Source organism: Fibrivirga algicola (assembly GCF_011742925.1).
GTDB classification, from domain to species: Bacteria; Bacteroidota; Bacteroidia; order Cytophagales; family Spirosomataceae; genus Fibrella; species Fibrella algicola.
Map to the genome: position 1 here is coordinate 112,984 of NZ_WAEL01000004.1, position 12,447 is coordinate 125,430.

Sequence of the window (12,447 nt, forward strand, 5' to 3'; positions counted from 1 at the left end):
ATACTATGGCAAGTCAATCCAGTAATCGTTCCGCTGCCCTGACAGCAGCAACACTCACCTTTCTCACCGATCTAGTTCAAAACAATCATCGTGAATGGTTTCACGCCAACCGAGCCCGGTACGATGCGGCTAAAGCAGAAGTAGAAGCCCTCGCCGCCCGCCTCATCGATGGTGCCTCAGCGTTTCATCCGCTCCCCAATACAAATCCACGCGATTGTATTTTCCGGATCAATCGCGATATCCGATTCTCAAAAGACAAGGCACCGTACAAGTCGAATTTTGCCGTTGCTATTGGCCCCGGTGGGCGGCATTCGGGACAGATTGATTTCTACCTGCACATTCAGCCCGGCAACGAATCATTTCTGGGGGCGGGTATGTGGCAGGCAACGCCCGCGCAACTGGCCGCTTTCAGGCAGGAAATCGACTACAACGCCGATACGCTGAAAGCCATTATCGACGCCCCTGAGTTTCGGGCCTATTTCCCGGAGATTTCGGGCGAAAGCACCAAAACCGCCCCGAAAGGCTATTCGGCCGACCATCCCGATATTGCGCTGCTGAAGCGGAAGCAGTTATTTTTCATGCATCGCTACACCGACAAGGAGGTGCTAAAAGCCAATTTCGCCGATGAGGTGCTACGCGGCTGCCGACTGATCAAACCCTACTGCGATTACCTGAACGAACTGTTCTTCGCACAGGAACCGCAGGATATTCAGTTGTAGGAACGCATTGTCATCTGGTTGCATTGTCGGCAACACTTGCACGACACACAGCCTATTAACCACCCACAAAAAAGGATGGGTACGTTGCCGAAACCAATCGCAACGTACCCAGCCTTTTTTCGATACTCTATCTTATTTGTTGCTTGAACTGGCCGAGATCAGGTTGGCGAAAAGGCGATACGCACCGGGAACGCCGTTTGGCAGTTGACGGAAGAATGCGATGCCCGTATAGATGAAGTGGCCTTTTCCGTAGGGCGCGTAGATCAGGCTGCCAAGCTTAGGCGCTTCGCCTGTGTCGTTCATCGAGAAGAGCGATTCGTAGGGCTGGCCGTAATCCTGAGCGAAGTAAATGCCCCGCTCCTGCACCCAGCCTTTAAAGTCTTCTTCCGTGATTTTGTTCGGTTTGTTCAGCAGGAACTGATTGGGGTTCAGCACCGTGATGGTGGCATCTTCCTCGGCAACGCGATCGCGACCAATGGCAAACGGGAACGGCCCGATCTGGTTGACCTTCAGGCCCGACTGTAACACGGCGCTACCGGGCGTTAGATACTGCACAACCATGGTGCCCCCCTTCTGCACATACTCCATCAGCTTACTCTGCACATTTTTTAGATACTCCTCCGTATTGTAGGCCCTAATGCCCACCACAATGGCGTCGAAACGGGAGAGGTCTTTGCCCAATTCGGCTTCATCGAGGAGTGACACAGTGCAGCCCATCTGCCGAAGGGCGGCAGGTACGTCGTCGCCCGCCCCGGCGATGTAGCCTACGTTTTTGGCCTTCACGATCACATTCAAGCGTTCAACGGTGGCTTCAGCGGCCGGGAACAACGTTTGTGGTGGAATGTGCGGGTAGCTCACGGTGCGAATGCCTGTTGTAAAGCGACCCGCGTCGGTAGTGGCTACGGCCTTGAGTTTCCCGGTTTCGGCTTTTGCTGTCTGGGGTATCAGCGTGAAGGTTACGCGCTGTTCCTGCTGCTTATCGGTCAACGAAAAAGGAATTGTTGCCGGGGTGGCGCGCCAGCCTGCCGGCAGATCGAGGTTGATAGTTCCTTTTACGCCGGGTCGGTTTGCTTTCACAAGTACGTCGACCGTTTTAGGTACGTTGTCGGCGAACGCATATACGCGCTCGGTCAGATTGACGGTCACGTCGGGGCGGACTTCAAACGAACGGTACAGTTCACCTTCCACCGGATCGGTGTATTTGTAGAGCCACGGCCGGGTGTAGGTAAAGGGCAGGCCATCTAGTTCAATGGTGAATTCGGCGGTCAGTTGCGGCGGATTTTCCGGCAGACCAATCTTCCGCTGATCAGTTACGGTGAACAGGCCTTTCTGAAGCGGTTTTTCGAGCCAGTAGGGCTGCGAATACGCCAGACTGGCGGGTAATTTGGCCGGGAAGGTAAACGAAAGCTGCTCGTTGGGCTTCATCAGCAGATTCATCGTCGTGTCGCGACCAGCCTGTGGCAACCGTACCTTGATGAGCTTCACCGGGAAGTTGATTCGGTTGATGGCATTGAGGCGAACGTCGATCTGACCACCGGGCGTAGCGGCATAATCGGTTGGCAAGGCTTCGAAAACCAAACCCAGGCATTGCTGAATGATCGTTTCTACCTCGGCCAGTTTCGTTTTTACGTACACCTGCGTGGTATCCAACTGCCTGATTTCGCGGTGCAACGCAACCAGTGCAGGTATACTGGCGGCCGGCTGAAGCGGGTTAAACTGGTTGCCTAGCCTATATACCTGCTCCTGAATTCGCTCGCTGTTGGGCACCCGATTCCAGCTCATGTCGATGCCTTCGAGCAGATCGGCCTGTGGTTTATCGCCTTCTTTCAACAGCAGGTAATCGATCTTGTTACCCCGGTTGGCCGCAACGCCGAAGCCCTGGCTTTTATGCTGACTACGACTCTCTGCGGCCAGTTCACCATACGATTTTCCTAGCAGCGGGTTGTACAACCCCGTTTCAATACCCAGCAACGTACCTGCTTCATTAGGCCGGTTGTTGGTCTGGAACTGATTGGGAATAAACGCATTCCAGAACAGTCGACGTGCCTGCCAGGGTTTTACCAGCTTGAGTTGCTCAGGATACGCTTTTGGGTCGTTCGACAGTCTAAAGGCTTCTTCGGCCAGGTACCCCGATGCCGAGTGGTGCCCATGTCCGGCGCGGCTATCGGGCGGGAACCGGGTAACGATCACGTCGGGCTGGAATTTTCGGATCAGGTAAACAATATCGCTCAGCACCTGATCGCGGCCCCACATCTTCACGGCTTCGTCGGTCGACTTGGAGAAACCGAAATCGTAGGCTCGGCTAAACAGTTGCTCTGGCCCGTCGATGCGGCGGGCGGCCAGGAGTTCCTGCGTACGGATTACGCCAATGTACTCACCCTGCTCGGCCCCAATCAGGTTCTGACCGCCATCGCCCCGCGTCAGCGAAAGGTAGGCGGTCCGGATGTTTCGTTCGTTGTGCAGGTACGTTAGAAAGAGAGTGTTTTCATCGTCGGGGTGAGCGGCAATGTACAGCACGCTGCCCAACACATTTAATCGACGGATGCCTTGTTGAATATCACCGGGCGTTGCAGTTCGGGGCTTTCCGAAGGGAACCTGCGCCTGGGTCTGTAGTGATGACAAACCGACAAATGCGGTCAGAACTAGTAAACGGATAGATCTCACAGGATGAATTATCAATGGGGTTTCAGAACAAATAAAACAGTTTGTTCGATAAAACGTCAACCCAATTGACAATGATGGCGTTCACTGACACCAATTCTGTAAGCATTGCGCCCCTTATTTAATACGGAATGCGCCATATCTGGCGAACAGCCGTACTTGTCCCCTCCGTACATCGAAGCCAGAAGAGACCGGTCAGTTGCGGATCACTATCGATACGCCAGCGATCGAAGGCCGTCTGTACTGCCTTCACTGACCGGGTACGTCCAACTACATCTGTCACCTCAAAACGTACCTGAGCAGGATCGGTAGCGGCATGTTGAACAAACAACTCACCCCGCGATGGATTGGGGTATACTGTCCAGTCGGCGGTGCCCGGTTCGGTGGCCAGCGGCGTAGGCTCTACTGCTGAAGTAAATGAGCAACTTTGACTGACCGCCTGCCGGATGGTTGGCAGGGCCGCATACAGGTTGTTACCCGGGCACTCGGTGGCGCACACCCCGTCGCGATGCCCCGAAATCAGGTTGAGTTGCTTCGCCGAGCCGGGATGAAACGCCATACCGATCGGCTGCAGCCCTTCCTTCTTTAGCTTCCAGCCGATCAACTGATCGAGGGAGGCTACGGAGACCGCGCTGGGCTGAACGTCGTTAAAATTTCCCATCAGGCAGATGCCCATCGTACCCGAGTTCTGCGCACAGAAATGCGCCCCCAGCACATTGTCGCCATCCATTAGCCCCTGCCCGTCACGGCCTTCATAAATGACCCCGTCGCGCCCAATCAAAAAATTATAGCCGACATCATTCCAGCCGTTGATCTGGGTGTGCTGTACATAAATGTTGCGTACCTCTTCGGCGAAATCCGTTGTGGTGTTGCTCCCCGCCGAATGGTGCACGATCACAAACTGCACCTTTGTCTGCACCGGTTTTTCTTTGGGTGGCGTTAGTCCAGTTCGCCAAACCGAGGCCGGCACCACGATGGGTTTGTCACAGTCGGCCCGTTGCCTTGCCGATGCCCGTAGCTGCGCCTGCACGTACCCGGCCGGCAGGGGCGGCACGTATACTGTCACCATGCTCACTTCACCCGTCAGCGAACCAGTTTGCAATATAAAGTCGGCAACGGGGCGCTGGAACACGCAAAGCACCGAGGCAATCTGTCCGTCGGGTGCATGGGGATCGGGCTGAAGTCGGATGGTATCACCTGCGGCAACCAGGTACGTTGTAGCTAACGTTTGCCCCGATAGTGCCTGAAAAAGCACGCTGCTATACGGCTGATCGTAGGTCACACGCAGCTCCTGATTTGGCAGCACAACAACCGTTCGACGGTCGGTTTGCCGGACTGTTTGGGCCGATGCCCAGCCCGATAGCAGCAGCAGAATGTATACTAAAGAAGCTTTCATCGGTGACAATCAGGCCAGTAAGCCAGCAAATAGTGGAAATAGGATCACACAACGCACCAAAATGAGGTGTTTTATATCAAAAATAACCAAAATAAACCCGTAAAAAGTCAAGAATAAGGCCCGATGGGCATGGTTATGCAACGGCAAATTCTATCTTTGCGAGCATTCAAACAACCTTTTCCTAGTCAATATGAATAATAGTCTTTACATCGTACCGCTGTTAGGTTTAGTAGGACTGGTGGTCATGATCGCCAAGTTTAGTTGGGTGAACCGGCAGGAAGCCGGCGACGCCCGTATGCAGGAAATCGCCGGCTACATTGCCGACGGAGCCATTGCCTTCCTGCGAGCAGAATGGCGGGTACTTATCGTTTTCGGTACTGTGGTTGCCGCTGTACTGGCCTTCGCCGGTTCACAGGTCGAAAATTCACATTGGTTCATTGGCGTAGCCTTTGCCATCGGTGCATTTACCTCAGCCTTTGCCGGGTACATCGGCATGAAAGTGGCGACTAAAGCGAACGTACGCACAGCGCATGCTGCACGTACCAGCCTCACCCGCGCCCTCGACGTCTCGTTCACAGGCGGCTCGGTGATGGGTATCGGTGTAGCGGGCCTGGCCGTACTTGGCCTGAGCGTATTATTCATTTTACTCTATAATTTTTTCGTAGCCGGTTCTGGCGGCGCCTTTGGCGATGTCAACGGTGTTCCGATGGAGCGTGCGCTGGAAGTACTGGCGGGTTTCTCACTAGGCGCCGAGTCTATTGCTCTGTTTGCCCGGGTGGGTGGCGGTATTTACACTAAAGCGGCCGACGTGGGCGCTGACCTGGTGGGTAAGGTAGAGGCCGGTATTCCGGAAGATGATCCACGTAACCCCGCTACCATCGCCGACAACGTGGGTGATAACGTAGGTGATGTAGCTGGTATGGGTGCCGACTTATTTGGCTCGTATGTGGCCACGATCCTGGCCACGATGGTGCTGGGTCGCGAAATTGCTATTCCGGAGGCCAGCAATATTGTCGGGCACGCTCCCATTGTATTGCCCGTTCTGATCGCTGGCATGGGCTTGATCTTCTCGATTCTGGCCTGTTACCTGGTTCGTGTGAAAGATGATAACGGAAATGTGCAGGGTGCGCTGAACCTGGGTAACTGGGGTTCGATCATTATGACTGTGGTGGCTTCGTACTTCCTGGTCAACGCGGTGCTGCCAGAGGGCACGATGGAAATTCGGGGCGTTGAGTTCACCCGCATGGATGTGTTCTTCGCCATTGTAACGGGACTGATCGTAGGAGCGTTGATGTCGATCATTACAGAGTACTACACGGCTATGGGTCGGCGTCCGGTTATGTCGATCATCCGGCAGTCGGCTACGGGGGCTGCCACCAACATTATTGGCGGTTTGGCCGTGGGTATGGAATCGACGGTGCTGCCAATTCTGGTACTCGCCGCCGGTATCTACACCTCCTACCACTTCGCTGGTCTGTACGGCGTGGCTATCTCAGCAGCGGGTATGATGGCCACCACAGCTATGCAGCTGGCTATTGATGCCTTTGGTCCTATTGCCGATAACGCCGGTGGTATTGCCGAAATGAGTTACCTGCCCGAAGAAGTACGTGGCCGGACCGATATTCTGGATGCGGTTGGTAACACAACGGCGGCCAGTGGTAAAGGATTTGCCATTGCCTCGGCAGCGCTGACGGCCCTCGCGCTGTTTGCTGCGTTCGTTGGTATCTCAGGCATTTCGGCAATTGATATCTACAAGGCCGATGTACTCGCCGGATTGTTCGTCGGCGCCATGATTCCGTACATATTCTCGTCGCTGGCCATTGCGGCCGTTGGTCGTGCGGCCATGGCGATGGTAGAAGAAGTTCGGCGCCAGTTCCGCGAAATTCCGGGCATCATGGAAGGCACCGGCAAACCGGAATATGAAAAGTGTGTGGCCATTTCAACGCAGGCGTCGATCCGCGAAATGATTCTGCCGGGTGCCATTGCGCTGTCAGTTCCCATTATTGTGGGCTTCATTTTCGGCCCTGAGGTGCTGGGTGGTTTGCTGGCTGGGGTAACGGTGTCAGGTGTGTTGATGGGTATCTTCATGAACAACGCCGGTGGGGCCTGGGACAACGCTAAAAAGTCGTTCGAAAAAGGCGTACTCATCAACGGTGAGATGTTCTACAAAAAATCGGAGCCTCACAAGGCGTCAGTGACGGGCGATACCGTGGGTGACCCGTTTAAAGACACGTCGGGCCCATCGATGAACATTCTGATCAAACTGATGTCGATCGTATCGCTGGTTATTGCGCCTTACATCGCCATCAAATCATCGGATGTAGAGGGGTTCAACAAGGAGGGCAAAATAGCCGCCGGTACTGAGGTACCCCTCGAACAGTCGACTGCCGCCGACAACAACAAGGTCAGCACACCAAATCGCGACGGCGCAACGGCACAGTTCACACCGATCGATATTAACCTGGGCGATGTCTCGCTAACTGGTGTTGATGTCGATGGTATCGAGGCTAATCTGGTTACGTTCATCAAATCGGATAAACCAGTTGATAAAACGACCTGGTTCGATTTCGACCGCCTGACTTTTGAAACGGGTAAGGCCACGTTAAAGCCAGAATCACAGGAACAGTTGAAAAATATTGCCGAGATTCTGAAAGCATACCCAGCGGTGAGTATCAAGCTAGGTGGCTACACCGATAACACTGGCAGTGCCGACAAAAACCTGAAACTATCTTGTGATCGGGCTCAGTCGGTGAAGAAGGAATTAGTAGGCATGGGCATTGCTGACAGCCGCCTGGAAGCTGAAGGCTACGGCCAGGAACATCCGGTGGCCTCGAATGATACAGAGGCGGGCCGCGCCCAAAATCGTCGGATTTCCGTTCGGGTAACAAAGAAGTAAATCACCTGTTTTCAGGGATTCGGGTAGACCAGCTTCCGCGAGGAGGCTGGTCTATTTTCTTACTTTGCGTTGATTAGTTGTAGCTTCGTGGCACAAAGTACATACAAACTGCTGCAACCCCGGTTCCTTCAGTGTCGGGTTTACCCAGGTGGTGAACTCAAAGCACCTCAGATATGTACTTTTTAAAAGAACTACTTATGACTAAAGAGACGTCTTACGGAATCCTGGCAGCAATAGATTGGAACTCCAACGAGTGGCAGGGACCATCGACCCCGGAAGATTTAGAGAAAGCTAATTTCACTTTTGTAAAAGAAAATGATATTACAAACGCTAGTCTAAATTTCGGACATACCGTATTTCCGGCTGACGAAAACGGTTATTATCGTGGCTTCCTCCCCCATTTGTTTGCCAAGACGCCTGATCTCGAAAAGTCAAGAACAGTAAAAATAATTATCCTGAAAGCCAAAGACTGGCATGACGGCAATACATACATCGTTGGCTTTTATGCATTTCCGACCTTCAAAAAAGAGCGCGTAAAATCACCAATTGATACAATGCAAGAAGATATGGAGACAAATATTAAATCGCTTGTCAAGCATATCCACTTCCTGGAAAATCGTGTTAACCTGAGTGTTCCGTCAGAAATTACCAAGTCGTTGCCAAAGGATAAAAAGCCGGGCAAGATGGGCTACAATTACCTGAACCAGATCGCCATTGAACGGCTGCTCGACGTAATGAGTGCCCTGAACCCAGACGATAAAAAGCTGAGTTCAATCAAATTGCACATTTTCAAAGCAATGGGTTATAGCATGGTGTAGCCAGCCGCTACATCACCGCCCGTTTGCATACCAGCGCGCCGTCGATGCATCGAATACCCTATTACATCGTAGACGTTTTCGCGGCTAATCAATACGAGGGTAACCAGTTAGCTGTTTTTGTTGATCTCGACAACTTGGTTTCAGACAAACAGATGCAGCAAATTGCGAAGGAAATAAACTTCGCTGAAACGACATTCATTAAGGCCAATTGGAATAACACACGGTTTGCGGTCAGGATTTTTACGCCTGAACATGAGGTGCCCTTTGCGGGGCACCCTTCCGTTGGCACCAGCTACATCATTGCCAAATTCCTGCTTCCGAACGTACCTGATCACCTGGTGCTGGAGCTACCCATTGGCTCAATTGATATTACCATTTTACAGCCTGCCGTTCTCAACGAAAGCGCAATTTTTATGCGGCAGGCACAACCCGATTTCCGCGAGTTTTTTCGACACGACGAAGTGGCCGCTGAGTTGGGCGTAAACCCGGCATATCTGGATCGTTCATGGCCCATTCAGGAAATAAGTACGGGACTTCCCTACATTATTATTCCACTGACCAATCTGGAGGCCATGGAAAACCTCGCGCTTCAATACAATTCGTTCCGGGATTTTTTAGTGAAGCGATTTAAGTATAGAACGAATAGCCAGTTGGGGCATTCGACCTCTTTATTTTTCTTTACTACAGAGACCTACGAGCCGGGTAATTCATTTAATACGCGGATGTGTTTACTCGAAAATGGCCGCTTATCGGAGGACGCCGCAACGGGTAGCGCCAACGGATGTTTTCTGGCTTATCTCCTCACCCACCGGGAGGGTGTGGTTGACGCCACCGTTGAGCAGGGGTTTCAGATGGGCAGAAAATCTTACATTCAGCTGCGCGGCAATCGTACGGCCCAACAATATGAACTGAATGTTGGCGGACAGACCCAATTAATTGCCGAGGGTAGTTGGCATCTGGCGTAAAGTCTTGAACGGGCATCCGCTGTCCGTTACCGCGCAAACCGAACAACCTACCACTAAGTTGGTTTGATAGAGGTCATCTCATCCGACATCAACTCAACGACAATGAATCAGCGCCTTGGCCTTCTTTTCTTCTTTGCCTTATCGGGCACATACGTCTTTTCACAAACCACTACACCGGCCCGCTCGGTCTCCGCAACCCAGGGTTCAGTAGTGCGGTGGCCCGGAAACTGTAAACGGTGCAGCCTCGAAGATAAAGCCTGGGACCCCGTCAATGGCACCTGTTACTATGCCATCGACATGGAGAAAAAGCCAGGTACGTATACGCTCTCACGCCGCACTACGGGCGGTAAGCTGGAAAGCGCCAAACTGGTTGTGGCCGAAAAGCCCTGCAAGACCGAGGATATCAAGAACTTCAAAAAAATGGAGTACGTCAATGTGTCGGCGGCAAACCAAGCTCGTCACCGCAAAGAGATGGATGTCCTGAACCCGATACTGATTGCCAAGAACGTGGAGCAACCAGCGGTATTCGACCTCCCCGTTGGCAAGCCGCTCAGTAGCTTACCCAACGGTGAAGGCTTCGGTAACTGCCGAACATTCTCAGGGCAGGGAGCCGATCGGCACACAGGCACCGACTACGCAGTACCTACGGGTAAAGACGTATTGAGCGCCGGTAATGGTAAAGTCGTTCTGGCTGCCAATCACTTTTTCAGCGGCAACTCGGTGTACATCGATCACGGCAACGGCCTGCTAACCGAATATTTTCACTTAAAATCAATCGATGTTAAGCCGAATCAGACGGTTACCAAAGGCCAGAAAATCGGCATCGTTGGCGAAACGGGACGTACCACCGGCCCTCACCTTCACTTCGGTGCCCGCTGGCATGGCGAGAAAATTAACCCCGGTTTTCTGCTTATGGACCCGTCAGATATGCCGCAGGTGAAATAGTTTCGGCTTAATGCACCACCTCGGCGTCATCGCGCACCCGGTTGACAGCATCGGCCTGATGCCGCCACATTTCCTTGAAAAGCACAGACCGCTGTCGTAACTCAACGAATGTGCCCTCATCGGCGATCATCCCATCCCGCAGGATGTAGATGTAATCGAACATGGGCAGCAGGTGCAGCCGGTGCAGCGACGAGACCACGGCTTTATCGGCAAAGGCGGCCAGCAGGTTGTGGTAAATGTGGTACTCTGTTTTAGGGTCTACGCTGCTGGTGGGTTCGTCCATGAGCACGATATCACTCTCGCGCGCGGCCAGGATACCCCGGGCCAACGCCAGCCGCTGTTTCTGTCCGCCCGAGAGGTTCACACCTTTTTCCTGAATTGGGGTGTCAAGCCCATTGGGCAAATGAGCAGCTACATCGGCAAAATGGGCTAACCGGCACACCTCCACTACATCCTCTTCCGGGAACGGCAGACCAAGCGTAATGTTATAGGCCACCGTGTTCTCAAAAATCTCCGGCTCCTGTGGCAACAGCGTAACCCGGTTGCCAATGGCTGACCAATCGTGCTGCTGCTGACCGTCGACCAGCCACGTGGCGGCCTCAGTGGGAGCATATAACCCCCGCAGGAGGGTCAGGAGTGTACTTTTGCCGGAGCCACTTTCGCCAATGAAGGCGACACGCTTGCCGCGGTGAATCTGAACGGACAGGTTTTTAAGCGAGGCTGGCCGACGAAGCACCGGACCATTGGCGGTTTCTTCGATGGGTACGTTGCTGGCTGCGTGTTCAAACGACAGGTTTTGGATGCTCAGCGTTGTCCAGTTGGCGGGCAAAGCACCCTTTTCTTCGCCCGTGCTACCACAGTGTTCCCGGAATGTGTCGCCAATTGTACGAGCGGTTTGCACATCAGTATTGTATTGTACGATCTGCGTGTATTGCCAGGCCACATCGCTGAACACACTGGTAAACTGGTTGACGTAACCAAGCAGCGTAACCAGGCCACCCACATAGAAGACCGCACCAGGTACGTGGTGCTCGTGAACGTACCCAACCGTGATGACGATATAGACCAGCGCAATGAGCATGGTCGCCACAAACCACTTCCATTCATTGATGCGAATCTCACGGCGAAACGGGACCCGAACCGCCGACACCTTATCGAGCAGTCGTTCTTCCATGCGTTCTTCAAGCCGCAGCGTGATCACGGTTACAATATTCGACAGGCTGTCGAACAGCGACGAGGCTGAACTGTGCTCGCGTTCGTTGGTTTCCTCAAGGGCTTTAACAAATGGCTTGTCAAATCGGCGAATCACCCAGACCGTGAATGCACCCAATGCCAGACCGATAATGCCGTAGAGCGGCGCGAAATACAGCATAGCCCCAAAGGAGAGCGTGAATTTGGCCACCACGTGCAGGTACGTGAATCCGTTCTGAAAAAATGATTTCAACGCACCGTATGCCTTGTTGATTCGGTTGATGGTTGCCCCGCTATGGTGTTGCTTATGCCACGAAATGGGCAGGTGCAGGGTCTGGTGGTAGAGCTCCTGCAAAAAGTTGCGGCTGACATCAAATGCCAGTTGGCGCTCCAGGATTCGGGCAGGTCCGTGAAATGCCCACTCAATGAGTTTCAGGGCCAGGAACAGGCCACCATATTGCAACGTAACGGGGAGTACCGCGCTGGCATCGCGCTGAATACGATCAACAAACCAGCCAAACAGCAGTGGGTGGGCGGCACCAACCAGGTTGGCGCATATAAACAACGCATAGACGCCCAGGTAGCGTCCTTTTTGGTTACGAGCATACTGCCACGCAGTGCGCAGTAGTGCTACGTAGGGATTTTTCATGAAAGAGTACTAGTCTTGTTACGGTATGACGAAGATGGCGAGAACTTATCATTTTCACTATAGAATCGGGCTGTCTTCGAATAAAATTAATCTCATATTAAACTAGTCACATATATGGTATCTGCTCTGGTATTCGCAGCAGGTCAATTTTCCAGTTTAGTGGCTCTATACAGACTAATTAGGCCTCTACGTGGATTTATGGCCGTT

General features: G+C 53.0%; 8 protein-coding genes. 5 read left to right on the forward strand and 3 right to left on the reverse strand.

What is annotated here, in order from left to right:
• Positions 1–5 precede the first annotated feature (5 nt).
• A complete protein-coding gene (locus F7231_RS11855; protein ID WP_208295588.1) occupies positions 6–719 on the forward strand; it encodes a DUF2461 domain-containing protein in 714 nt (237 codons plus the stop codon).
• Between the two features lie 132 nt (positions 720–851).
• On the opposite strand, the gene F7231_RS11860 is transcribed toward F7231_RS11855, so the two are convergent.
• Positions 852–3,383, reverse strand: a complete 2,532-nt coding sequence (locus F7231_RS11860; RefSeq protein WP_166692046.1) for a PIG-L family deacetylase — start codon at positions 3,381–3,383, stop codon at positions 852–854.
• A gap of 118 nt (positions 3,384–3,501) precedes the next feature.
• Complete coding sequence (locus F7231_RS11865; protein ID WP_166692047.1) at positions 3,502–4,776, reverse strand: N-acetylmuramoyl-L-alanine amidase; 1,275 nt, start codon at positions 4,774–4,776, stop codon at positions 3,502–3,504.
• Positions 4,777–4,966: 190 nt separating this feature from the next.
• Here F7231_RS11865 and F7231_RS11870 point away from each other — a divergent pair, with 190 nt between their 5' ends.
• From F7231_RS11870 to F7231_RS11885, 4 genes are all read left to right on the forward strand, one after another.
• Complete coding sequence (locus F7231_RS11870) at positions 4,967–7,672, forward strand: sodium-translocating pyrophosphatase (protein ID WP_166692048.1); 2,706 nt, start codon at positions 4,967–4,969, stop codon at positions 7,670–7,672.
• A 197-nt stretch (positions 7,673–7,869) separates the two neighbouring features.
• On the forward strand, positions 7,870–8,490 hold the full coding sequence (locus tag F7231_RS11875) for a hypothetical protein (RefSeq protein ID WP_166692049.1): 621 nt from the start codon (positions 7,870–7,872) through the stop codon (positions 8,488–8,490).
• Between the two features lie 44 nt (positions 8,491–8,534).
• On the forward strand, positions 8,535–9,455 hold the full coding sequence (locus F7231_RS11880; RefSeq protein WP_166692050.1) for a PhzF family protein: 921 nt from the start codon (positions 8,535–8,537) through the stop codon (positions 9,453–9,455).
• A 102-nt stretch (positions 9,456–9,557) separates the two neighbouring features.
• A complete protein-coding gene (locus F7231_RS11885) occupies positions 9,558–10,400 on the forward strand; it encodes a M23 family metallopeptidase (protein ID WP_085413767.1) in 843 nt (280 codons plus the stop codon).
• A 7-nt stretch (positions 10,401–10,407) separates the two neighbouring features.
• On the opposite strand, the gene F7231_RS11890 is transcribed toward F7231_RS11885, so the two are convergent.
• Positions 10,408–12,240, reverse strand: coding sequence for an ABC transporter ATP-binding protein (locus F7231_RS11890; RefSeq protein ID WP_166692051.1), 1,833 nt, complete (start codon positions 12,238–12,240; stop codon positions 10,408–10,410).
• Positions 12,241–12,447 lie beyond the last annotated feature (207 nt).

Coding starts and splice junctions, on each gene's coding strand:
- F7231_RS11870 (WP_166692048.1), top strand. CDS start 4,967: ATGAATAATAGTCTTTACATCGTACCGCTGTTAGGTTTAGTAGGACTG.
- F7231_RS11890 (WP_166692051.1), bottom strand. CDS start 12,240: ATGAAAAATCCCTACGTAGCACTACTGCGCACTGCGTGGCAGTATGCT.
- F7231_RS11865 (WP_166692047.1), bottom strand. CDS start 4,776: ATGAAAGCTTCTTTAGTATACATTCTGCTGCTGCTATCGGGCTGGGCA.
- F7231_RS11875 (WP_166692049.1), top strand. CDS start 7,870: ATGACTAAAGAGACGTCTTACGGAATCCTGGCAGCAATAGATTGGAAC.
- F7231_RS11855 (WP_208295588.1), top strand. CDS start 6: ATGGCAAGTCAATCCAGTAATCGTTCCGCTGCCCTGACAGCAGCAACA.
- F7231_RS11880 (WP_166692050.1), top strand. CDS start 8,535: ATGCATCGAATACCCTATTACATCGTAGACGTTTTCGCGGCTAATCAA.
- F7231_RS11885 (WP_085413767.1), top strand. CDS start 9,558: ATGAATCAGCGCCTTGGCCTTCTTTTCTTCTTTGCCTTATCGGGCACA.